At 67.7% G+C, this 23,183-nt stretch carries 21 protein-coding genes; 5 read left to right on the top strand and 16 right to left on the bottom strand.

Going from position 1 to position 23,183, the window contains the following annotated elements; all coding sequences use genetic code 11:
* Nucleotides 1–100: 100 nt before the first annotated feature.
* From HDC96_RS10855 to HDC96_RS10870, 4 genes are read right to left on the bottom strand one after another with little or no spacing between them, the layout of a single operon-like run.
* Nucleotides 101–1,321, bottom strand: coding sequence for an FtsX-like permease family protein (locus HDC96_RS10855; protein WP_179459990.1), 1,221 nt, complete (start codon nt 1,319–1,321; stop codon nt 101–103).
* A 16-nt stretch (nt 1,322–1,337) separates the two neighbouring features.
* Nucleotides 1,338–2,639 carry an ABC transporter permease gene (locus tag HDC96_RS10860; RefSeq protein WP_179459991.1) on the bottom strand — a complete coding sequence of 434 codons (1,302 nt, stop codon included), beginning with the start codon at nt 2,637–2,639 and terminating at the stop codon, nt 1,338–1,340.
* Between the two features lie 8 nt (nt 2,640–2,647).
* Nucleotides 2,648–3,367 carry an ABC transporter ATP-binding protein gene (locus tag HDC96_RS10865; protein ID WP_038686113.1) on the bottom strand — a complete coding sequence of 240 codons (720 nt, stop codon included), beginning with the start codon at nt 3,365–3,367 and terminating at the stop codon, nt 2,648–2,650.
* A gap of 43 nt (nt 3,368–3,410) precedes the next feature.
* Nucleotides 3,411–4,676, bottom strand: a complete 1,266-nt coding sequence (locus HDC96_RS10870) for an efflux RND transporter periplasmic adaptor subunit (RefSeq protein ID WP_179459992.1) — start codon at nt 4,674–4,676, stop codon at nt 3,411–3,413.
* 203 nt (nt 4,677–4,879) lie between these two features.
* Here HDC96_RS10870 and glmS point away from each other — a divergent pair, with 203 nt between their 5' ends.
* Both glmS and HDC96_RS10880 read left to right on the top strand, forming a co-directional pair.
* A complete protein-coding gene (gene glmS, locus HDC96_RS10875; RefSeq protein WP_179459993.1) occupies nt 4,880–6,721 on the top strand; it encodes a glutamine--fructose-6-phosphate transaminase (isomerizing) in 1,842 nt (613 codons plus the stop codon).
* Between the two features lie 347 nt (nt 6,722–7,068).
* The gene (locus HDC96_RS10880; protein WP_176988126.1) at nt 7,069–7,500 is read left to right on the top strand and encodes a CBS domain-containing protein; all 432 of its coding nucleotides are present in this window, start codon (nt 7,069–7,071) and stop codon (nt 7,498–7,500) included.
* Nucleotides 7,501–7,557: 57 nt separating this feature from the next.
* Here the strand turns inward: HDC96_RS10880 and HDC96_RS10885 are convergent, their stop codons facing one another.
* The 9 genes from HDC96_RS10885 to HDC96_RS10925 all read right to left on the bottom strand — a co-directional run bounded on the left by HDC96_RS10885 (nt 7,558) and on the right by HDC96_RS10925 (nt 17,094).
* Nucleotides 7,558–8,571, bottom strand: coding sequence for an aromatic ring-hydroxylating dioxygenase subunit alpha (locus tag HDC96_RS10885; protein WP_179459994.1), 1,014 nt, complete (start codon nt 8,569–8,571; stop codon nt 7,558–7,560).
* Complete coding sequence (locus tag HDC96_RS10890) at nt 8,568–9,680, bottom strand: GNAT family N-acetyltransferase (protein WP_179459995.1); 1,113 nt, start codon at nt 9,678–9,680, stop codon at nt 8,568–8,570. Before HDC96_RS10890 ends, HDC96_RS10885 begins: the two co-directional genes overlap by 4 nt.
* Nucleotides 9,677–10,840, bottom strand: coding sequence for an ATP-grasp domain-containing protein (locus HDC96_RS10895; protein WP_343203011.1), 1,164 nt, complete (start codon nt 10,838–10,840; stop codon nt 9,677–9,679). Before HDC96_RS10895 ends, HDC96_RS10890 begins: the two co-directional genes overlap by 4 nt.
* Nucleotides 10,837–11,676 carry an MBL fold metallo-hydrolase gene (locus HDC96_RS10900; protein WP_179459997.1) on the bottom strand — a complete coding sequence of 280 codons (840 nt, stop codon included), beginning with the start codon at nt 11,674–11,676 and terminating at the stop codon, nt 10,837–10,839. The genes HDC96_RS10895 and HDC96_RS10900 overlap by 4 nt, the downstream gene beginning before the upstream one ends.
* The gene (locus tag HDC96_RS10905; protein ID WP_179459998.1) at nt 11,663–12,655 is read right to left on the bottom strand and encodes an NAD(P)-dependent oxidoreductase; all 993 of its coding nucleotides are present in this window, start codon (nt 12,653–12,655) and stop codon (nt 11,663–11,665) included. The genes HDC96_RS10900 and HDC96_RS10905 overlap by 14 nt, the downstream gene beginning before the upstream one ends.
* Before the next feature lie 2 nt (nt 12,656–12,657).
* Nucleotides 12,658–13,662: a beta-ketoacyl-ACP synthase 3 gene (locus HDC96_RS10910; RefSeq protein ID WP_257018692.1), complete on the bottom strand. Its 1,005-nt coding sequence runs from the start codon at nt 13,660–13,662 to the stop codon at nt 12,658–12,660.
* A gap of 141 nt (nt 13,663–13,803) precedes the next feature.
* Nucleotides 13,804–15,264 carry a UdgX family uracil-DNA binding protein gene (locus HDC96_RS10915; RefSeq protein WP_179460000.1) on the bottom strand — a complete coding sequence of 487 codons (1,461 nt, stop codon included), beginning with the start codon at nt 15,262–15,264 and terminating at the stop codon, nt 13,804–13,806.
* 1 nt (nt 15,265) lies between these two features.
* Nucleotides 15,266–16,585: a putative DNA modification/repair radical SAM protein gene (locus tag HDC96_RS10920; protein ID WP_179460001.1), complete on the bottom strand. Its 1,320-nt coding sequence runs from the start codon at nt 16,583–16,585 to the stop codon at nt 15,266–15,268.
* Between the two features lie 74 nt (nt 16,586–16,659).
* Nucleotides 16,660–17,094 (bottom strand): VOC family protein, encoded by a 435-nt coding sequence (locus HDC96_RS10925; protein ID WP_179460002.1) that lies wholly within the window; start codon nt 17,092–17,094, stop codon nt 16,660–16,662.
* Between the two features lie 68 nt (nt 17,095–17,162).
* Here HDC96_RS10925 and HDC96_RS10930 point away from each other — a divergent pair, with 68 nt between their 5' ends.
* Complete coding sequence (locus tag HDC96_RS10930) at nt 17,163–17,639, top strand: hypothetical protein (RefSeq protein WP_179460003.1); 477 nt, start codon at nt 17,163–17,165, stop codon at nt 17,637–17,639.
* Nucleotides 17,640–17,685: 46 nt separating this feature from the next.
* Here the strand turns inward: HDC96_RS10930 and gloA are convergent, their stop codons facing one another.
* On the bottom strand, nt 17,686–18,213 hold the full coding sequence (gene gloA, locus HDC96_RS10935; protein ID WP_179460004.1) for a lactoylglutathione lyase: 528 nt from the start codon (nt 18,211–18,213) through the stop codon (nt 17,686–17,688).
* Nucleotides 18,214–18,322: 109 nt separating this feature from the next.
* On the opposite strand from gloA, the gene HDC96_RS10940 reads away from it, so the two are divergent.
* Complete coding sequence (locus HDC96_RS10940) at nt 18,323–19,435, top strand: PLP-dependent cysteine synthase family protein (RefSeq protein WP_176988132.1); 1,113 nt, start codon at nt 18,323–18,325, stop codon at nt 19,433–19,435.
* 118 nt (nt 19,436–19,553) lie between these two features.
* Nucleotides 19,554–21,587 (top strand): M3 family metallopeptidase, encoded by a 2,034-nt coding sequence (locus HDC96_RS10945; protein WP_179460005.1) that lies wholly within the window; start codon nt 19,554–19,556, stop codon nt 21,585–21,587.
* A gap of 128 nt (nt 21,588–21,715) precedes the next feature.
* Here the strand turns inward: HDC96_RS10945 and HDC96_RS10950 are convergent, their stop codons facing one another.
* Both HDC96_RS10950 and HDC96_RS10955 read right to left on the bottom strand, forming a co-directional pair.
* On the bottom strand, nt 21,716–22,516 hold the full coding sequence (locus HDC96_RS10950) for an SDR family oxidoreductase (protein WP_179460006.1): 801 nt from the start codon (nt 22,514–22,516) through the stop codon (nt 21,716–21,718).
* Nucleotides 22,507–23,085 (bottom strand): DUF1415 domain-containing protein, encoded by a 579-nt coding sequence (locus HDC96_RS10955; RefSeq protein WP_123730129.1) that lies wholly within the window; start codon nt 23,083–23,085, stop codon nt 22,507–22,509. Before HDC96_RS10955 ends, HDC96_RS10950 begins: the two co-directional genes overlap by 10 nt.
* Between the last annotated feature and the right edge of the window lie 98 nt (nt 23,086–23,183).

Here is a 23,183-nt window from a genome sequence, read left to right on the forward strand (position 1 = left end):
AGAGTACCGGAGCCGTGGGCCCGGGTGCAGGGCAGGGACTTGCTGGCCGCTGCCGGACTGCGGCCCCCGCCCTTGCGGGGACCGCCTTCGGAACAGGCCGTCAGGCACTCCGGGTGGCAACGGCGGGGGGAACGGCCGCGGCGCGGCGGGCCGGGCCGAACACCGCGATCTGGCCCAGCAGCCACAGCAGTACCGCGCCGATCGGCAGGTAGCTGATGGGCATGCGCGGCAGCTCGTAGGTGTTCATCAGCCACAGGTTGATGGTGTAGGCCATCAACATGCCCAGCACGATGCCCACCGTGGCCAGCAGGAAGTTCTCGGTCTGGAAGTAGCGCAGGATCTGCCCCCGCGTGGCGCCCAGTGCACGGCGGATGCCGATCTGCTTGGTGCGCTGCTGCACCCAGAAGCTGGCCAGGCCGACGATGCCCAGCGCGGTGACCACCAGCAGGGCCACGCACACGGTGATCAGCAGGCCGACCATCGCGCGGTCATTGGCGAAGTACTTGTTGCGGGTTTCCTCGTAGGTGACCTTGGCCCGCACCAAGCGGCTGGAATCCACCCGTTCGAGCGCGGCCACGGCGGCCTTGAGCACTTCATCGCGGCGCGACGGGTCGGTGACCCGGATCAGGTAGAAGCCCATGTCGTAGGACATGCGGATCGGCAGCAGCATCGAGTGCTGCGTATTGCCCTCGGACCGGTTGGGGCGCCCCAGCACCTTGACCACGCCGGTCACGCGCAGCGGCATGCGGCCGCTGTACACCGTCTTGCCCAGCGCATCGCCGTCGGGAAAGAGCTTGTCGGCGGCGGATTTGGTCAGGATCACCGAGCTGCCCTTGGTTTCAGATTCGGGGTCGCTGGCGACCTCGTCGTACTCGCGGTACTCACCGGGCTGGAAGTCGCTGCCGGCAATCAGCTCGAGTCCCAGCGTATCCAGCGTGCCCTCGCGGGCGAAGTACTGTGCCGCGTTCAAGGTGGGGCGCTCCTGGTCGGGAACGCGCGACAGGCTGGTGTTCCAGGAGTTGCGGCGGAACGGCAACTGGTTGAGCGCCACCGCGCTCTTCACCCCGGGAAGCCCGCGCAGCGCGGCCAGGTCTTCGCGGGTACGGGCTTCAGCGTTGACCTGCTTGCCGATGCCGCCCAGACGCACTTCCACCAGTTCCTTCTCGGCGATACCGCTGGGCTGGCTGATGGTGTCGATGCGCTGACCGATCAGGAACAGCGCGTTGCAGACGATGGCGCAGGTGAGCGCTATCTCCAGCACGATCAACGCTGCGGCGGTCTTGTGCCGGCGCAGGGTGGACAGGATGGGACGGATATCCATGATGTGCTCCGGTGCCTTACTGCGATTTGAGTTGGATGGCGGGTGCAACCTGCATCGCGCGCAGCGCGGGCAGGAATCCGGCCAGCAGGCTGGCCACCAGGGTCAGGCCGAAGGTGAGCAACAGCATCTGCCCGTCCAGCGTGGCCAGCTTGGCGTACTCCACCGGCTGCTGGCGGACCGCATACAGGCCGACCAAGGCCAGGCCGAGCCCCAGCACGCCACCGGCCAGGCCGACGGTGCCGGCTTCAACCAACGACTGCAGGAAGATCTGCCCGCGGCTGGCGCCCAATGCACGGCGCACGCCGATCTCGCCGCTGCGGCGCAGGAACTTGGCCAGCAGCAGGCCCACGGTGTTGATCAGGCAGACCAGCAGGAAGCCCATGGCCAGCCACAGCTGCAGGCGCACATCGCTGGGCACCACCTGCTTGTAGTCCAGCCACTCCATCACGTTGCGCAGCCGCACGTTGGCCGGGCGCTGGAAACGACCGGCCGCCTTCTGCTGGGCCGAGTAGTTGTCCAGGTAGGCGCGGTAGGTAGCCGCATCGGCGGGCGAGGGCAGTTCCACCCAGTACTGCAACCAGGCGCAGGGGGCGTTGACGGCGATCTCGTCGCCATTGCTGTTGCCCCAGCAGTTCATGTTGCCATTGCGGCCCAGCTTGAGGTCCATGGCCGTGGCGAACGGCAGGTAGACGTCTTCGCTGCCCCCGTAGCGGCCGGTTTCCAGATCGTAGAAGTGCGGGTTCGGGCTCCATTCGTCGAGCACGCCCACGACGGTGAACACGTGGCCGTCCATGCGCAGCGGCTTGCCGACGCTGTCGACACCGTCGAACAGTTTCTGGTTGAGCGTGCGCGAAATCACCACCACCCGCGCACGTCCCTCGTCATCGCTGGTCGGCCAGGCGCGGCCGTACAGGAACGGGGTGTCGAACATCGGGAAGAAGTCGGTGGAGGTGTAGCGTGCGTCCGTATCGAAGGGCCGCAACGAGGCCTTGTCCGATTCGACAGTCACGCCGCCACCGGTCATCACCGCCTGGCGCTGTGCGTGCTTTTCGCGCAGCAGGGCCTCGGCATCGAAGCGGGTCATCTGGTCTTCCGGTTCTTCGCCGGCCTGGTAGCCCAGCATCGGTCGCGGATCGACCTGCACGGCGAACAGGCGATCGCTCTTCTGCGGAATCGGATCACCGGACAGCACGTGGAACACGGTGAGGGTGGTCATCGACGCACCGATGCCCAGCGCGATGGCGATCACCATCAGCGCGGTCAGCACCTTGTTGCGCCGGAAGCTGCGCAGGGCCAGTCGGAAGTAGTAGGCGAACATGGCAGGCCTCAGTCGTTGACGGTGACGATGGCGGGGCGCGGGGTGGCCAGCACCGGTTCGCGCACCAGGTCGGTGGCCTGGCCGTCGACGATGTGCACGTTGCGCTGGGCGCGCGCGGCCAGTTCGGGATCATGGGTCACCATGACGATGGTGGTGCCGGCGGCGTTGATTTCCTCCAGCAGCTCCATGACGCCGCGCGCCATCTGGCTGTCCAGGTTGCCGGTCGGTTCATCGGCCAGCAGCAGGCGCGGGCTGCCCGCCAGCGCCCGCGCGATCGCGGCGCGCTGCTGCTGTCCACCGGAGAGTTCGGCCGGGTAGTGCTTCATGCGCGAGCCCAGGCCCACCTGGCCCAGCGCCTTTTCGATGCGCTGCTTGCGCTCGGCAGCGGGCATGCCGCGGTAGCGCAGCGGCACATCGACGTTGTCGAACAGGTTCAGATCGGAGATCAGATTGAAGCCCTGGAAGATGAAGCCGATCTTCTGGTTGCGCAGGCGGCTGCGCGCGTCATCGCCCAGCTTGCTGACGTCTTGGCCATCGAGCAGGTAGGTGCCGCTGGTGAAGGTCTCCAGCAGGCCGGCGATGTTGAGGAAGGTGGTCTTGCCCGAACCGGACGGACCGGTCACGGCCACGAACTCGCCTTCGCGGACGTGCAGGTCCAGCGACCGCAGGGCATGGGTTTCCACCTGTTCGGTGCGGAAGACTTTGGCGACCGAGCGCATTTCAAGCATGGCTGTTTTCCTTTGAAAGTCGAGAGGATCGAAAGGGACTGAATCAGTTGATGGAGACGCGCTCGGCATCGCCGAACAGATCGCTGCCGGACACCACGACGCGGTCGCCGGGCTGCAGGCCAGAGAGGATTTCCACCTCGCCCAGGCTGCTCACACCGAGCTTGACCGGACGACGGACCGCACTGCTGCCGTCCATGACGTAGGCGTAGCCGTTGCCCTGTTCGACGAACGGGCCGCGCTCGATCTTGAGTGCGTTGCGGCGGGTATCGAGCAGCACCCGGGCCTGCATCCGCTGGCTCTGGCGCAGGCCCTGCGGCTGCTTGTCGGCGAAACGGATGCGGGCATTGACCTCGCCGGCGACCACTTCCGGGGAGACGGCGGAAATCTCGCCGGCGAACTGGCCGCTGCCGCCGGTCAGCTGCGCAGGCATGCCGATCGTCAGCTCGCGGGCGAAGCTCTCCGGCACCTTGATCTCGATCTCGAAGCGCGACAGGTCGACCACGCCCAGGATCGGCGCATTGGCGACCACGTTGGTGTGCTGCGTCGCCTGCACCTGGCCGACCTGGCCATCGAACGGCGCACGCAGGGTGAGCGCGTCGACCTGGCGCTCGACCTCGGTCACCACCGAACGTTGACGGTCGGCGAGCAGGCGCTTGTTGCGCGCATCGAGGTCGGCGCCCTGGGCCTTGAGCATGGCGTCCTTGCGGGCATGCTCGAGCTGGATGTCGCTCTTCTTGACCGTGTCTTCGGCCTTGGCGACATCGACCTGCGGCACCGCGCCCCCATCGAAGCCACGCTTGTAGCGCTCCAGATCGCGCACGGCCGCCTGGCGTTCGATCACCGCCTGGTCGGTATCCTTCTGTGCCGTGGCGCGGGCCAGGGTCGCATCCAGGGTGGCGCGGCTGGCCTCGGCCTGCAGGCCGGCCAGGGTGGCCTGTTCCTGGGCCAGCTTGCTGCGCAGTTCGGGACTGTCGATCACGGCCAGTTCCTGGCCCTGCTTGACCACGTCACCGGCCACCACCTTCAGGTTCACGTTGCCGGCGGAGATCGCATACAGCACCGGGTTGTTGGCCGCGATCACGCGACCGTCCGCGGCGATGTCGCGGACCATGTCGCCGCGGGTGACCTCGGCGATGCGGACGCGGGCGCTGTCGTAGGAGCGGCTGGCCCCGAGCCAGGCACGGGCGGCGAAGCCGATCGCCACCAGCACGACCAGCGCGGCGACCGCCGGCCACAGCCAGCGCTTCCACGGGGCGGGCGCGGCATGCGAGGAAAGGGTCTGGTCCTGGGCGGAAGTGTCGCGGATCATCGGGCTCGTTCGCGGTTGGGTTGCGAAGTACCAAGCAGACGCCGTGCCAAGTTTTCACCCTTTGAAAACAAGGGCTTGCAAATTCCGTCGCGTGTCCGTGTGTCCGCGGACACCGGGCCGGACACTTTCGTTAAGCGGACAGCGCCCAAGCGTCCGCGGCCGCCGCGCTAGAATGCGAGGCTTACCAGCAGGGATCTGAATCTATGTGCGGCATTGTGGGAGCGATCGCGCATCGCGACGTGGTACCGGTCCTCATCGAGGGATTGAAGCGACTGGAGTATCGGGGGTATGACTCCTCCGGCATCGCTGTGATCGACGCCTCTGCCGCCGCACCCGATGTCCGCCGCGTGCGCCGCACCGGTCGCGTGGCCGAGATGGAGAAGGCCGCCGCGAGCGAAGGCTTCCAGTCGCTGCTGGGCATCGGCCACACCCGCTGGGCGACCCACGGTGGCGTGACCGAGGCCAATGCGCACCCGCACATCAGCCACGGCGTGGCGCTGGTCCACAACGGCATCATCGAGAACCATGAAGAACAGCGCGAGAAGCTGCGCGCGCTGGGCTACGTCTTCGAGTCGCAGACCGACACCGAAGTGATCGCGCACCTGATGCACCATCATCTGAAGGCAGGCGACAGCCTGCTGTCGGCGCTGCAGCGCACGGTCAAGGAACTGACCGGTGCCTACGCGCTGGCGGTGATGAGCCGTGCCGAGCCGGATCACTTCGTGTGCGCGCGCATGGGCTGCCCGCTGCTGATCGGCGTGGGCGAGGGCGAGAACTTCGTCGCCTCCGACGTCTCGGCGATCCTCCAGGCCACCCGCACGGTGATCTTCCTGGAAGAGGGCGACACGGCCGATATCCGCCGCGATGGCGTGCAGGTGTACGACGAACACAATCAGCCGATCGTGCGCGACGTGCATCTGTCCGACGTATCGCTGGCCTCGCTGGAGCTGGGCCCGTACCGCCACTTCATGCAGAAGGAAATCCACGAGCAGCCGCGCGCGCTGGGCGACACCATCGAAGCGGCGATCGATGCCGGCGGTTTCCCGGCCACGCTGTTCGGCAAGAATGCCGAAGCCGTGCTGTCCGATATCGAAGGCGTGCAGATTCTTGCCTGCGGTACCAGCTACTACGCCGGGCTGACCGCGCGCTACTGGATCGAAGCGATCGCCGGGCTGCCGTGCAGCGTCGAGATCGCCAGCGAATACCGCTATCGCGCGGCCTACGCGAATCCCAAGCACCTGATCGTCACCATCTCCCAGTCCGGCGAAACGCTGGATACGATGGAGGCGCTCAAGTACGCCAAGTCGCTCGGCCATCTGCATACGCTCTCGATCTGCAACGTGCCCGAGAGCGCGATCCCGCGCGCCAGCGAACTGGTCTGCTACACCCGCGCCGGTGCCGAGATCGGCGTCGCGTCGACCAAGGCCTTCACCACCCAGCTGGCCGCGCTATTCCAGCTCACCGTGGTGCTGGGGAAGCTGCACGGCCGCATCGATGCCGCGCAGGAAGCGGACTATCTCGAGCAGCTGCGCTTCCTGCCGGGCAGCGTGCAGCATGCGCTGAACATGGAGCCGCAGATCGCCGCATGGGCCGAGCGCTTCGCGCGCAGGAACAGCGCGTTGTTCCTGGGCCGTGGGCTGCATTACCCGATCGCGCTGGAAGGCGCACTCAAGCTCAAGGAAATCTCGTACATCCACGCCGAGGCCTATCCGGCCGGCGAACTCAAGCATGGCCCGCTGGCGTTGGTGGATGAACAGATGCCGGTGGTGGTGATCGCTCCGAACGACAGCCTGCTGGAGAAGGTCAAATCCAACATGCAGGAAGTGCGTGCCCGCGGCGGTGAGCTGTTCGTGTTCGCCGACCAGGACAGCAACTTCGTCGAGTCCGAAGGCGTGCATGTGATCCGCACGCCGCGCCATGCAGGCGTGCTGAGCCCGATCGTGCATACGATTCCGGTGCAGCTGTTGGCCTATCACACCGCGCTGGCCCGTGGCACAGACGTGGACAAGCCGCGCAACCTGGCCAAGAGCGTGACGGTGGAGTGATGTGTCCGCCGCCGAGGCGGTGCTGACGCATATCGAGGGTGGTCCTGCGGGGCCACCCTTTTTTTGTGCGATCACCCGGTTGTAGAGCCACCCATGGGGTGGCTCTAGGCGGCCGTCGGCACTGGAACTTTAGTCGTGCCCTGCGGCGGCATTCAGCGACGGTTTTACCGGCGGTGCCATTCTCAGGGTCGTCCCCCGCTTCCACGACGAACCGTCCCAGATTTGCAAACTCCTGGGCCAGGGTGCGGACGTAGAATCGAATGACCGAGGACCGGGTGGCAATGCCACCGACCTCGCTGCAACCAGGCGCATCTCTCGACTTCAGTAACCTGTAACAGGAAACAAGAATGAACGTCCGCGAACTCCTGCAATCCAAGAAAGAAGCCATCGTCACCATCGATGTGGAAGACACCATCGGTGCCGCAGCCCACAAGATGAGCGCGCACAAGATCGCCGCTCTCGTGGTGATGAAAGACGATGCGCCGGTGCGGATCGTGTCCGAGAAGGACATCGTGCGCAGCCTTGCGGAAGACGGTCCCCAGGCGGGCAGGCGGGTCATTTCCACGCTGCCGTCCGCAGGGCTGGAAGGCATCGGTCCCGACGCGAGCCTCAAGCAGGCGATGGCGCTGATGACGTACTCCCGCCATCGTCATCTGATGGTGACCGAGGGCGCCACGCTGGTCGGCATCCTGAGCCTGGGCGATATCGTGAAGAATCTGCTCAGCGAGCTGGAGCTGGAAAAGGCGGTGCTGCAGGACATCTACATGGCGGCGCATTGACGCGCAGCTGTCCTCGGTCAGCGTGACGTGCCGGCACCGCGCCCGGCACGCCCCTGACTACAGCATCATCGGTATGTCCCGCGCCGTCGCAGCCGGCGGCAGCACCCCGTGTGTCCAGAAGTGCTCCAACGTGCCGCGTACGATGTCGAGCGTGGTCGAGGCACCTTTTCTTTCCCCGAATCTGCGCCGGTTCCGTGCCTGTAGCCGGAGCATGGCCATGTCCTGGTCGTTCACCCGCTTCAGCAAGGGCCAGGCCAGCAGGCGTACGGCCCAGGCGGGCGCCCAGCGGCCTTCCACGTGCAAGGTGATGGAGACATCGGTCTCCTCGGCCGTGCGTGGCGTGAAGTGAAGGTCGATCAGCACGCGGCTGCCGTTGGCGTAGGCGTACTCCAGCCGGGCACTGCCGGGGGCGGCGAAGTGGGCGCGTTCGGCCGTGCGTTCGGATTCGAACAACCGGTACAACAGTCCGGACTGTGAGGGCATGCCTTGGTAGTCCACGCTGAAGCCTTCCCCGCTGGGCCTGAAGCACGCCGTGGCCGCTACGCGCGCCGCATCGCGCCGCACCAGTCCTGCGTGGATGAAGTGCGTATGCAGCGGATCCAGGAAGTTCTCCATTGCATCGACCACGTTCGCCGACCAGCGCGTGCGCCACAGGAAGCGACGGGTGTTAGGGTCGGTGGCGCGGATCATTGCGTGGGGTCGCTCGGCGCCGGTAGCGCCGGGTCGCAGCCAGATGAAACCGTCCAGCTCGCAGGTGGCAAAGCGGCGCACCCGGATGTTGGGCAGCGCTGCGTCGCTCGGCAGGCCGGGCACCTCGCACAGCCGTCCGTCGGCATCGAATGACCAGCCGTGGTACGGGCACGCCAGACGCTCGCCGTTGACGCAGCCGGCCGACAGCGGCGCGTGGCGGTGCGGACAGCGGTCTTCGAGTGCAATCAGCGTGCCGGTGCCGGTGCGCGCCAACGCCACGTGCGTGTCCAGCAAGGTGACGGCTACCGGCGTCGAGCGGACCTCGTCCGACCGGGCCGCGGCGTACCAATGGGTGAGCAACAGGGGGTGCCAGTCGGTCATAGGCGGAATCTGCGCAGCAGGGGGGTGCCGAGCCGGCACGAGAGGGTCGAGAGCGCAGCGACCGCCATGCGCGTGCGCCGGGGCAGGTGGCGCGCGTAGACGGCGCTGTATTCGATGGTGGCCACCCCACCGCGCAGCCGCTTGAACCCGGCGGCACCGGCGCTGAAGTTCAAGCGCCAGCCGTGCTCCAGGCAGGCGCGATATGCGCATGCCGTGGCCAGCCGATACAGCCCGGTCTTCTGCGGCCGTGCGGTGTCGTAGCCAACAATGGGCGCGGTGGCGGTGCGGCCCTGCCGGAACAGGCCCACCACGCAGGCAAGGCGGTCGTCATCGGCGCGGAAGCCTTCGAAGGTAAGCAGCCCGGCGCGGTGCCAGAGGCGCAGGAATTCCGCACCGTATATGGGATTGAAGCGCGAATGCTTGCCGATGTAGAGCAGGGCGTAGAGCTCGGCGATACGCGCGTAGTCGGCCTCGGCGATGTCCTGGTCGCCGCAGTGCCGCAAAGGTGTTTTCCGCAGCAGCGCCAGATCCGCCTTGAGGTTGCCGTGCCGGCCGATCAGGGTGTCGACGTCGTCGTACAGGTACACCTGGCGGCTGGTGACCAACTGGCAGCCGGCGGCCTGCAGGGCAGCCAGCCAATCGGCATTGTCGTGTGCGTTGAGAGAGCGGAACCACAGCGTGTGCCCGGGCCAGCGGGCGACGGCGTCCTGCACCAGCGAGGTGGGATCGACCAGGCCGAGGGCGGGATACAGGTTGGTGGACAGCAGCCAGTTGTTGATCGACACGGCCCGGTCGATGCCGCTCCACTGCAGCAGATGACCGAGCGAGGCGATCATGCGCAGTGACGGTGGCGCGGCCCAGCCGGGCAGGTAGCGTGCGCTTTCCTCGGCGGCGTAGTCGGCGTAGGTGGTGCGCGGGGAACAGACCCAGGCATCGCCGGCACGACCGTCATGCACGGTGACGGGCAGCTCGCCGGCCGTGCTGCCCAGGGTCTCGATACGCGCGTGCAGGTTGGGCACCAGCGTGGCCACGTCGCGCCCGGCGTGGAGGGCTGCGAAGGCGCGTGCACTTGCTGCGAAGCGCGCTTCCTCGATGGCCGGCGCGTTCATCGGTCCACCGCCTGCATCGGCTCGCCATCCCACTCGATGTCGCGGGTGGCCGCTTCGCGCAGGTTGCAGCCTTGTCGCAACGCCAGTTTGGCGTAGGACGCCAGGTCAACGAGGCTGCCCGCCGGCGTCAGGCGGTCGCCAGGGACCGAGATGACGTCATCCGCGCGCCGCCAGTCGCCCAGCCATGCCGTTGGCTGGCGGCGCCTGATGGCGTCCTGCACCCCGGCCGTGGCCATCAGTACGGCGATCATCCGGGCCCTGGACGATGTCGGCTCCTGCACCTCGCTGTTCCCCAGCAGGGCTGACGGCAGATCGGCATCTGCGGGAAAAAGGTGCAGGCCGCTGGTCGCGCGTGGATTGCATTCCAGCGCGCGTGCAATGCCGTCGGCGCCCTCGATCCAGTCAAAGGACACCTGGCCGCTGTAGTGGGTACCGCGGACGAGCGCGGCCACCGCATCGCGGAGTGCGGGGCGTTGAACCGGTTGGAAGTAGTAGCTGGAGCTGCGCCGAAGCCGGTGCGTGGGCCGGTAGATCGCATGGGCCAGCAGCCGGCCACGGTGGGCGATCGCGTAACTGCACAGCTCGTCGCCAGCGAGGTAGTCTTGCACCACCCAGGTCCCCAGTGGGGCAAGGTCGGCCGCATCGGCGGGAATGCCCTCCGGGTACAGGCGCACATGCACGCCAAAGCGCGAGAACTCCGGCTTCAACACCACCGCCCGCCCGTGCGCCCATTCCCGGGCCTGCGCCAGCGTGCGCACGCGACCGCTGTCGGGCACCGGCATGCCGTGTTGCCGGGCAACGCGCTGGAAATCCCATTTGCTGTGCAGGGTGGCCAGGGTGTCGAAGTCGTCCACTGCCACTTGCAGCGACGCGGGCAGGGCTGCGCGGTGCCTTGAAAGATGCAGCGCTTCCTCGCAGGTCGGCAGCAGCAGGTCGATGCGCTGGTCGCTGACGATGCGGTTGAGGTCGGTGACGAAACCACGCGCGTCCAGGCGCGGTGGGCGCAGCGCATGGGTCGCGCTCACCGCCGACGACCAGCCCGACAGCCGGCACGGAATGCTGTCGGCGACCTGCACCTGCCAGCCGAGGCGGTGGAACCGGCGCGCATGGTCCAGTGCCACCGGCGCGCGCCCGCCGAGGATCAGCACCCGGCGCGTCACGTCCGCCGCCCGGCGTGCGGGCGCCATTCGGGGCAGTGTGAAGGCACCAGGCGTACCTGGGGCGCGGTGCGCTGCAGGTCATGCAGGCGTGCCAGGGTGTCGCGATAGATGGTGGTACTGCCCAGCCACCCCGTGACCAGCGCCGGCGGGGGTGTGTTGTCGCGGATCGCCTGCGAGGACCAGCTGGCATCGGCCACCAGAAACACGGGGCCCTGTCCGTCGTCGAACAGCGCGCCGACGTGACCGGCTGCATGGCCGGGAAGCGGCACCATCAGCAGGCTGCCGTCGCCGAACAGATCCAGGCCGCCGTCGAAGGCGTGGAAGGGCGGCGGCAGCTCGACGGCCGGCCGGTCTTCAAACCAGTGCGGCACGGCGGTCTTCCACTGCTCCATCAGGGTCGGCAGCAGGCCGATACGCAGTGCGCCCAGCCGCGAGCGCGCCTGCAGATCGTCCCAGGCGGCACGCGAAACGGCCACGCGGGCCTTCGGGAAATCGGCCAAGCCACCGACATGATCGCCATGCAGGTGCGAAACCACGATCCAGGCAATGTCCTCAGCGGCAATGCCGTCGCGGCGCAACTGGGCGGCCAACGATGCCTGTGGCGACAGGTGGACGGGCGTCACCATACGGTACAGCCGCTCGGGAAAGGCAGCGGTTGCCTGCAGGAAGTGCTCCGAGTAGCCGGTGTCGAACAGGATCCAGCCGTGCGTGGGGTGCTTCAGCAGCGCCACCAGCGCAGGAAACACGCAGGCGCGCATCGGCGCGCCCTGGCGCGTGGCGCGCTCCGGATGCGTGCAATACCCGGCTTCATAGAGTCGCCATTCAAGCTTGACCATGCGTGCTCCACCAGCGTGCATAGCGGGCCAGGCTCGCGGTCAGGTCCGCCTGCGGCCGGTAGCCCAGCTCGTCGCGCGCGCGACCGATGTCCAGCGTCTGCGAATAGCCGAGCACGCCGATCCCGTAGCGGCTCAGGCGGGGTTCCGGCTGCCCGGGGCGGAGCCGCGCCAGGTGTTCGGCGAGCGTGGCCAGCGCCAGGGCCGGCACGCGGGGTAGCGGTATCAGCCGTACCTCCCGGCCAAGTGCGACGAACAGCGTTTCAAGCAGCGTGCGGACCTGTACAGGGACGCCGTTGCTCACGTTGTAGGCGCGCCCATCGCCAGGCAGATCGGCGTCCACGCAGTGCGCGATCAGCGCGACGAGGTTGTCGATGTGGGTGACATCGATCAGGGCGCGCCCGCCGTTGACCAGTGGGAACCAGCCGCGCGCGGCGACCGCCAGCAGGCGCGGCAGAATGGCGCGGTCGCCCTCGCCGTAGACCGCGCGCGGCCGCAGGCTCAGCGTCTGCATGCCGTGCTCGGCGGCCTGGCGGACCCGGCATTCGGATTCCCACTTGCTGCGCGCGTATGCGGTGATCCAGCGCGTTGGTGGCACGAACGTCTCGCCGAGGTCGTACTGGTCGCGGAAGCGGAAGTAGATGCTGGGCGAACCGAGGTGGATGAAGCGACGCACCTGATGGCGTCGCGCGGCAGCGAGCAACCGCTCCGTCGCCGTCACGTTCGCGCGCTGGAAATCCTCGGCCCGTCCCCAGGGCGAGGACAGCGCGGCGCAATGCACGATGACCTCGCAGCCGGCAACCAATGGATCGAGTGCGTCGCTGGCAAGATCGGCGGGCACGGCATGCAGCGCGTCGTTGCCGGCACGAAGCCGCGCCGCATCGCGGCCGGTGGCGGTGACACGGTGGCCAGCCTCGGCCAGGCGTCGCGCGACATGGTGGCCGATGAACCCGGAGGCGCCGGTGACCAGGATGCGTGCCATGCTCAGTACCTCAGCACCGCGCCGGCAAAAGACAGTCCTGCACCGGAACCAACCATCGCAAACAACTCGCCGCGGCGCAGGTTGCCGCCTTCGATGGCATGGTGCAGCGCCAACGGGATGGAGGCGGCCATCTGGTTGCCGTGGGTCTGCAGGATCCGCACCAGCGAATCCGGTGGCAGCCGCAGCGCGCGCTGCAGGTGGTCCAGTGCCTTCGCACTGGCTTGGTGCGGCATCAGCAAGGCGAGCTCGTCGACGGACACGCCGGCGCGCTTGAACAGCATCTGCATGAAGCCGGGCAGTTTCTGCGCGGCCAGGCGGTAGGTGGACCGACCGGACATCTCAAAGTGCGACGCATCGGCAAACGCCGCGGTGCCGTCGGCCAGGCGCACGCGCGTACCACCGGCGCGCACCTGGCAGAACTCGGCGCCCTCGCTGAAAGTTTCCATGTGCGAAGCGAGCAGGCAGGACGCACTGCCGTCCTCGACCGCTTCCACGATCACTGCCGCGCCGCCATCGCCGAACAGCGGGGCGGTGTCGGTGTCGTCCCAGTCGAGGCCGGCCGAGGCGACTTCGCCAGCGACCAGCAGCGCGCGCCGGAAGCGGCGCGTGACCAGTGCCGACGCTACCAGGTCCAGTGCGACCAGGAAGCCCAGGCAGGTGGCATTGACGTCAAAGGCCGGAATGCCAGTGCCGGCCAGCCCCAGCCGCCGCTGCACCAGCGCGGCCGTGCACGGGATCGCCTGTTCCATGACCCCGCCGACACTGATGACCACATCGACCTGGTCGGCGCGCAGCCCTGCGCGCTGCAGCGCATCCTGTGCGGCGTGTGCGGCCATCATCGAGGCCGGTTCGTCCGGGCCGGCGAAATGCCGGTAGTCGATGCCTGCATGGCGCCGGGTCCAGCCGTCCGGCTTGCCCCAACGCTGGTCGAATGCGATCGAGTCGACACGACGCGAAGGCACGTATTGACCGGTTGCGAGGATGCGCAACGGGATGCGGCGGGGCAAGGGGTGATTCATTCGAGCCATTGCCTCACAGGGAAATGCACGGGCCGGTTCGAGGGAGCGAACGATGGCGCGCGGCAGCTGCACGGTGCAGCCGATGGTGGAAGGGTAGCAAATAGGGATGGAACCGGTGCCGGCGGCGGCTCAGGTTGCCGGGCTGTTATCGTTTGCGCCGCGGGTGAGCTTGGCCAGATCCTCCACCAGCAGCCGGTATGCATCGTCGCGCGCCGCGCCCGGCGGTTGCCGCAGCACCCACGCCGGATGCACCGTGGCCAGGGCCCGGGTGCCATCCTCCAGCGAGTGCCAGCGGCCATGGTTCTCCATCAGGTTGAACCCCGCGCCGAACACTGCCGATGCTGCCGTCGCCCCCAGGCACACGATCACCTGCGGTCGCACGTTCTCGATCTCGCCCATCAGCCACGGCCGGCACGCGTTGATGTGGGTCATCTGCGGTTTACTGTGGATGCGCCGCTTGCCGCGCCGCTCGAAACGGAAGTGCTTGACCGCATTGGTCAGGTAGAGCGCGCTGCGCTCGATGCCGAGTTCGCGCAGCGCACGATCCAGCAGCTGCCCGGCGGGGCCGACGAACGGATGCCCGCTGAGGTCCTCGCTGTCCCCGGGTTGTTCGCCGACCAGCATGATCGATGCATTCGGTGGACCTTCGCCGAACACCGTCTGCGTGGCCGGTTCCCACAGCGGACAGCGGCGGCACGCCGCGGCGGCATCGCGCAGTGCGTCGAGCGTGGCAGGCGTCGTCTCTGTGGCAAGCTCCGGTGCCGCGATGGCCTGGGGAATGCGCCGCCGCGGGGCCTGCGCCTCACGGTCGTGCATCTCCTGCACCCGGTCACCGGCATCACGCACCAGCTGTGGCAGCAACGAGGCTTCGGGCAGGTGCTTCCAGTATCTGGCGGGCATCTCCTGCTGCATCATCCGGGTGTTGAGCCGGGCCGGATTGAAGATGTTGGCGTAGTAGGTGCGCCACAATTCTTCGCGTGCGTCTTCCAACGGCGCATCGCTCTGGTGGCCGCCCGGACCGAACGACAGCTGCTGCCCATCCCAGTGCACGCTGCGGTACGGCGTCAGGATCGCCCAGCGCATGCCGGCGAATCGTCGCGCGAAAAACGGTGCGACGCGGTCGACGATCTGGTGATCCGGTTCGAACCAGGCAATGAACGCGTCCTGTTCGCCGGGCACCTCCCGGAAGCGCACGAAGGCCTTCATCTTGTGCGTGTCGCGGCGTATCGCCTGGCTCAAGGCCATGGCGCGAAGCACGTCGGCATCGGCGGGATTGGACAGCAGGCTGCGTTCGCCATGGGTGATGCGCCACAGCATGCGATAGAGCAGTGACATCCGCTGCGGATCGCGATGGCACAGGCAGATGGCAGCCAGCTCGACAAAGCTCTTGGGGACATGGACCTGCGGCTCGGCCGGTGGCGCGCTGTCCTCCACAGAGGTCAGCGATGGCGCATCCAGCAGCGACGTCTCGCTGCCAGGCAACCAGTCCAGCTGATCCGGCGCGACCGCGTGGCGCAGGGCCAGGCGCGCGGCGGTGCGCCACGCTTCCAGAGACCACGCCGGGTCGACCCGCACACTCCAGCGCGCCATGTCAGCTCGCGGCCGCGTCGGGGAACAACGCACCCTGTCGCGGCGGTGGTGCCAGTCGGGCCCGCAGCGCCGCCGGATCATCCAGTGCACGCCGCGGATGATGGTCGGCCAGCTGCACGAACGGCAGCAGCTTGCTCATCGGTGCACGCAGGCGGGCCACATCGGCCACGCGCAGGCGTCCATGCCGCCGCGCCATCAGTACGCGCTTGACGTTGCGTACGCCGAGCCCGGGCACGCGCAGCAGCAGCTCCTTGGGCGCGATGTTGAGATCGACCGGGAAGCGCTCGGGGTGGCGGATCGCCCAGGCCATCTTCGGGTCGATGTCCAGGTCCAGCATGCCGCCCTGGGTGGTATCGGTGATTTCCTCCACGCCGTACCCGTAAAAGCGCAGCAACCAGTCCGCCTGGTAGAGGCGGTGCTCGCGTGCCAGTGGCGGTGCCTGCAGGGGCAGCGCCTTGCTGGCATCGGGAATGGGGCTGAAGGCGGAGTAGTAGACGCGGCGCATCCGATAGTTGCCGTACAGATTGTCGGCCGCGCTGAGGATCTGGTTGTCGCTGGCACCGTCGGCGCCGACGATCATCTGGGTGCTCTGCCCGGCCGGCGCGAAGCGGGGCGCGCGCGCACGGCGGCCGCGCAGGGCCGGCGCGGGGGGCGCTGCGGCGGCTGCCGAGGAAGATGGCGCGTCAGGGTCCGGGTGGGACGTGCGCGCTTCCTTGGCTTCCTCGATGCGCCAGCGCAGCTCGCCCATCGCGCCGCGGATCGATGGCAGGGATTTCTCCGGCGCGAAACTGGCCAGCCCGGCCTCGGTCGGCAGCTCGATGTTGATCGACAACCGATCGGCATGGCGACCGGCAAGCGCAAGCAGTTCCGGAGAGGCTTCCGGAATGGTCTTGAGGTGGATGTAGCCGCTGAACCGACGTTCTTCGCGCAGCACGCGCGCGATCTCCACCATCTGCTCCATGGTGTAGTCGGCATTGCGGATGATCCCGCTGGAGAGAAACAGCCCCTCGATGTAGTTGCGCTTGTAGAAGTCCATCGTCAACGCGACCACTTCCTCCACGCTGAAACGCGCCCGCTGCACGTTGCTCGATACGCGGTTGACGCAGTACGCGCAGTCGTAGATGCAGAAGTTGGTCAGCAGGATCTTGAGCAGCGACACGCACCGGCCATCGGGCGTGTAGCTGTGGCAGATTCCCATCCCCTCGGTACTGCCGATGCCGCCGGATGCACGCGAATCGCGCTTGCCCGCGCCACTGGAGGCGCAGGACGCGTCGTACTTCGCGGCATCGGCAAGGATGGCCAGTTTGCGGATCGTCTCCATGGAAAGACCGTACCGAGGCACGATCTCATCCAGTGAGACGCATCAGATAGTCCCTGAAGAATTCAGGTTCCGACTCAGCCTTCGAAGGTCACTTTCACCGAGTCCGCGCTGTAGGCGGCCGGCCCATGGAACACCACTTCGATGTTGTTGCCATCCGGATCCAGCGCGAACGCCGCGTAATAGCCCGGGTGGTAAGGACGCTCGCCCGGGGCGCCGTTGTCCTTGCCACCGTTGGCCAGCGCCGCCTGGTGGAAAGCCTCGACGGTGGCGCGGTCGCGCGCCTGGAAGGCGAGGTGGTGGCGACCGGTGAGCTGGCCCAGCGCCGCGTCGCTGTCCGGCGTGGAGATGAACAGTTCGTCGGCCCAGAAGTAGGTGTCGCCTTCGCCGGCGATCGGAATGCCGATCGTGTCGAACACGGCCTGGTAAAAGCGGCGGCTGGCGGCGAGATCCCGGACCACCAGCTGCAGGTGATCGATCAGGCGGCCGCGGTGCAGTTCCATCGTTTCCATACCGGCTCCGTTGGGTGGTGGGACGGGGCGCAGATATACCACCGGACGCAGCGCGACGCATCGCGGCGATGTCGACCTTGCTGACTGAGCGCAGCGGTCTGTCGGCCACGGCCCTTCCGCCGGCCCGCACGCTGACCTACGCTGCGCGCTGGCGTCATGAACGCGCAGGCGGAGGAGGCACGATGCTGTGGATGGTGATGATGGCCCAGGCGGTCGCAGGCGACGCGGGCTATGAACAGGTGCGGGCGCTGGCGCAGCGCGATGAGGCCAGCCTGGCACCGGCGGCGTATGCGGAGATGCTGGACAGCATGAGCCGGGTCGGCGGGGCCAGCTTCACGCGCTGCATGCCCACGCCCGCGCCGCAGGCGCTGGCGCCCTTCACCGTGGTGCTGCAGCTGGATGCGCAGGGCAAGGTGGTGCGGACATGGCGCGAAGGCGAGGAGGCGGTCGCGCGCTGCGTTGATGCGGGGTTCGTCGGGAAAACGTTGTTCGTGCCGCCGAAGGCGCCTTTCCATGCGGCCTTCGAGTTCCAGGTCCAGCCCTAGCCTCGACAACGCGCCGGCGGGGCCGGCGCGTCGTGGCGAGGCGGGATCAGGCGATCGGGGTATTGGAGATGATCTCCACCCAGTAGCCGTCCGGATCCTTGATGAAGGCCAGGTGCTTCATGCGGCCGTCTTCCAGGCGCTTCTGGTAGGGCACCTGCAGGTCATCGAAGCGCTTGCAGGCGGCCTGGATGTCCGGCACGGAGACACAGATGTGGCCGAAGCCGCGCGGGTCGGTATTGCCGTCGTGGTAGACCGGGCCGTCCTGGTTCTCGGTGCCATGGTTGTGGGTCAGCTCGAGCACGCCGGGGATGCCGGCCATCCAGACGCGGCGCGCGTCGTCGCCCTCGGGAATCTGCGTGCCGGCCGGCAGCAGGGCCAGGAAGTACAGGCTGAACTGCGCCTCGGCGAAGTCGCGCTGGTCGATCAGGCGGAAGCCGAGCACGCGGGTGTAGAAGTCCAGCGATGCGGCGGCGTCCTTGACGCGCAGCATGGTGTGGTTGAACACGAAACCGGTGGTTTCGGCGGGCACCTGGGCGGCGACACCCGGCTGGTTCTGGAAGGCGGCAAGGCTCATGGGGGATCCTGGGGCGGGGCCGCATCGGCGCGGCGGACAGACCATTTTAGCGGTCCCGGCTGGGCGGGGTGGCGGGTAGAATGGTGTGTCTCCCTGAGCAGCGTTCACCATGTCCCAGCGTGAATGGGTGGCCGCCGCCATCCGCAAGATCGAAGCCGACTTCAATCGTTCGGCCGATACCCACCTGATTCCGATGGACCTGCCGGGGTTCGAGGGCATTGACCTGTACTTCAAGGACGAGTCCAGCCACCCCACCGGCAGCCTGAAGCATCGCCTGGCGCGCTCGCTGTTCCTGTACGCACTGACCAACGGCTGGCTGCGCGAAGGACGTCCGGTGATCGAAGCCTCCAGCGGCTCCACCGCCGTGTCCGAGGCGTATTTCGCGCGGCTGCTGGGCCTGCCGTTCATCGCGGTGATGCCGGCAACGACCTCGCCGGAGAAGATCGCGGCGATCGAGTTCCATGGCGGCCGTTGCCATCTGGTCGAGCGTGCCTGCGACCTGAACTGCGATTCGGAAACGCTGGCCCGCGAAACCGGCGGCCACTTCATGGACCAGTTCACCTATGCCGAGCGTGCGACCGACTGGCGCGCGAACAACAACATCGCGGAATCGATCTTCAAGCAGATGGCCGAGGAGCCGCATCCGGTGCCCGAGTGGATCGTGTGCAGCCCGGGCACCGGCGGCACCGCGGCGACGCTCGGCCGCTACGTGAGCTACCGCCGGCATGACACCCGCATCCTGTGCGCGGACCCGGAGGTCTCGGTGTTCTATGACGGCTACTGCGCTGCGCTGGCCGGGCAGCCCTGGCGCGAGCTGACCTGCAGTGGCGGCTCGCGGGTGGAAGGGATCGGCCGGCCGCGGGTGGAGTCCAGTTTCATCCCGACCAGCGTCGATGCGATGGTCAAGGTGCCCGATGCGCTGAGCCTGGCGGCGATGCGCCACGTCAGCCGCCAGCTGGGCCGCCGCGTGGGCGGCTCCACCGGGACCAATTTCATCGGCGTGCTGCAGGCCGCGCAGCTGATGCGCGATGCCGGCCGCAGTGGCTCGATCGTGACCATCCTGTGCGACAGCGGCGAGCGCTACGCGCACAGCTATTACAACCCCGAGTGGTACCCGAAGCAGGGCATCGACGTGGAGGGCGCCGATGCGCTGCTCGCCGCTGCCGTGGCCGGGCAGGGGCTGCCGGTGCTGCCCTGCGTCTCGCTGGAAGCGTTGTACTGAGCAGGGCGCCGGATCTGGCGTGAACCTGGCCCATCGGCGCACGCCAGGGCCTTGTGCGGGGTGGGGGGCAATGCCATATCGTGGGGTGATGCCGCTGCGGCGGCCCCGTTGTCTGGAGATGCCTGTGACCCCCACCAACCCCCTGCTCGATTTTTCCGGCCTGCCGCGCTTCGATGCGATCCGGCCCGAGCACATCGCCCCGGCGATCGACACGCTGCTCGCCGAGGCCGAGGCGGCGGTGAAGACCGCCGAGACCGTCACCCCGGTGACCTGGGCGAGCTTCGCCGACCCGCTCGACGATGCCACCGAGCGCCTGTGGCGCGCGTGGGGCCAGGTCGGCCACCTGCAGGCCGTGGTGAACACCCCGGCGCTGCGCGAGGCGTACAACGCCAACCTGCCCAAGGTGACCCGCTTCGGCAGCGCACTGGGCCAGAACCTGGCGCTCTACCAGCAGTACCGTGCCCTGGCCGCAACGCCGGAAGCGGCGCAGTACGATCCGGCACGCCGCAAGGTGCTGGAGAACGCGCTGCGCGATTTCCGCCTGGGCGGTGCTGAACTCGATGACGCCGGCAAGGCGCGCTACAGCGCGATCCGCGAAGAACTGTCCGCGCTGTCGGCGACGTTCTCGCAGAATGTGCTGGACGCCACCGATGCCTGGTCGCTGCACGTGGAAGACCCGGCCGAGCTGGCCGGCCTGCCGGACGACGTGATCGCTGCCGCCCGTGCCGCGGCGGAGAAGGACGACCTGCCTGGCTGGAAGCTGACCCTGCAGATGCCGTGCTACCTGCCGGTGCAGACGTATGCCGAGCATCGCCCGTTGCGTGAAGCGCTGTACCGCGCCAACGCGATCCGTGCCTCCGAGTTCGGCGATACCGCCCTGGACAACAGCGGCAACATCGATCGCGTGCTGGCGCTGCGTGCGGAGCTGGCCACGCTGCTGGGCTTCGCCAACTACGCCGAGTATTCGATCGCGACCAAGATGGCCGAGGATGCACCGCAGGTGCTGGGTTTCCTGCGCGATCTGGCCGCGCGTGCCAAGCCGTACGCACAGCGCGACCGCGCCGAGCTGGACGCGTTTGCCCGCGACGAACTGGGCATGCCCGCGCTGGAGGCCTGGGACCTGGCGTTCGCCGCGGAGAAACTGAAGCAGGCGCGTTACAGCTATTCCGAGCAGGAGGTGAAGCAGTACTTCACCGAGCCGAAGGTGCTGGACGGCCTGTTCAGTGTGATCCGCAGTCTGTATGGACTGGAGGTCCAGCCGGACAACGCGCCGGTCTGGCACCCGGATGTGCGCTTCTTCCGCCTGGTCGACGCACAGGGGGCGCTCGTCGGCCAGTTCTATCTGGATCTGTACGCACGCGAAGGCAAGCGTGGCGGCGCGTGGATGGACGATTGCCGCAACCGCCGCGAGACCGCCGCCGGTGTGCAGACGCCGCTGGTGTACCTGGTCTGCAATTTCGGCAAGGGCGCCGCGGGCCAACCGGCGACCTTCAGCCACAGTGACGTGACCACGCTGTTCCATGAAATGGGCCATGGCCTGCACCAGTTGCTGACCCGCATCGGCGAACTCGGCGTGGCCGGCATCAACGGCGTGGAGTGGGATGCGGTAGAGCTGCCGAGCCAGTTCATGGAGAACTTCTGCTGGGAATGGGAGCGCGTGCAGGCGATGACCGCCCACGTGGTCACCGGCGAGCCGCTGCCTCGCGCGCTGTTCGACCGCATGCTGGCCGCGCGCAATTTCCAGAGCGGCATGTTCACCGTGCGCCAGCTGGAATTCGCCCTGTTCGACATGCAGCTGCACAGCGATTTCGATCCGACCCAGGACAGCGTGCAGGCGTTGCTGGAACGCGTGCGCGATGAAGTGGCGGTCAACCGCCCCCCCGCCTGGAATCGCTTCCCCAATCAGTTCAGCCACATTTTTGCCGGTGGCTATGCGGCCGGCTATTACAGCTACAAATGGGCTGAAGTGCTCAGCGCCGATGCCTATGCCGCGTTCGAGGAAGCCCCGGACAAGGTGGCCGAAACCGGCCAGCGCTTCCGCGATGAAGTGCTGGCGCGGGGCGGCAGCCGTAGTGCGGCGGAAAACTTCGCTGCGTTCCGCGGTCGCGCGCCGACCGTGGATGCGCTGCTGCGCCATAACGGGATGGCGTGATCCCCAGTTGCAGTAGTGCCGGCCGCTGGCCGGCTCGGCACCATGCCGCCAGGAACGGGGTGTCATGCAACCTGAGGCGCCGGCCAGCGGCCGGCACTACCCCGTAGCGTGATCGGACGGTACGTCGATCACTCCGCGTAGATCATCTTCCGGGTCATGCCGCCGTCGACGATATGGTCCTGGCCGGTGATGAAGCCGGCCAGGTCCGAGAGCAGGAAGACGGCCAGCGCGCCGATGTCCGGCGGCTGGCCGACCCGGCCGACCGGATGCTGCGCATGATCGCGGCGCGAGAGCTTGGGCGTGCGCCGGCGTGACGGTGCCTGCCAGGCATCGGTGGTGATCCAGCCGGGGCTGATGCTGTTGACCCGCACCGCCGGCCCTTCGCTCAACGCGAGCGCATGGGTGAAGGCGACCAGCCCGCCCTTGGCCGCGGCATAGGCTTCACTGTCCGGTTCGGACTGCCACGCGCGCGTCGAGGCGATGTTGACGATCGCGCCCGTATGTTCGCGCAGGGCCGGCAGCGCATGCTTGCTGCACAGGAAGGCACCCTGCAGGCTGGAGAGGCGGCGTTGCCACTCAGCCACCGGCATGTCCGCCAACGGCGTGCCATGTGCGCTGGCGATGCCGGCATTGTTGACCAGGCCGTCGATGCGGCCAAAGCGCTTGAGCGTGGCCTTCACCAACGCCTGCACGCTGCGCTCGCTGGCCACGTCCGCGCGCTGGAACGCCGCGCGTTCGGGCAGCGCCCATTCCTTCAGGCAGGCCTTGCCGGCATCGGCATCCAGATCGGCGATCATCACGCTGCCGCCGGCGCCGAGCACGGACTGCGCGATGCCGCGGCCGACGCCCTGTGCACCGCCGGTGATCATCACCACGCGGTCGCGCAGCGGCTGGGCCGGCCAGTCAAGGATCGGCGGCGTCAGTGACACGGCGGCATGTCGTTGCGGCCCAGCAGGCGCGTCCAGCCTTCGATGCCGAGCTTGTCCAGCGTTTCGATGTTGCGTTCCACGATCACGTCCGGATCCGGGAACGCGGCCACCGCACGCTCGACGCTGTCTTCGCGCAGCAGGTGCAGGGTCGGGTAGGGCGCGCGGTTGGTGTAGTTGCTCACGTCATCCGGCGCCGCGCCGGCGAACTGGTACTGCGGATGGAAGCTGGCCACCTGCAGGATGCCCTGCAGATCCAGTGCTTCGATCGCCGCATCGGCGTTGTCGAGGAAATCGTTGTAGTCCAGGAAATCGGTCAGCACGTCCGGGTGCACGATCAGCGTGGTGTCGATCTGCTCGGCCGGGGTATCGCGCAGCAGGATCAGCTCTTCGGCCAGTTCTTCGACCAGTGCTTCGGGGGTGGTGGCATCGCTGAGCACGAACCGCACCTGGTCCTTCACGTACACCGCTTTGGCGAACGGGCACAGGTTCAGGCCGATGACGATCTGCTCCAGCCATTTCCGGGTCTCGGCGATCGGGTCGTGAGTGGCGGTGAGGGACGCATCGTTCATGGCGGGCGGTGTCGCTGGCTGGGCTGTTGATTGTACGGCGCGGCGTGTGGGCACCGGTGTACGCATGCTTCCACTGTCCATTAACTGGACACCCGTCA

The organism is Stenotrophomonas sp. JAI102 (assembly GCF_013409105.1).
GTDB lineage: Bacteria > Pseudomonadota > Gammaproteobacteria > Xanthomonadales > Xanthomonadaceae > Stenotrophomonas > Stenotrophomonas maltophilia_AA.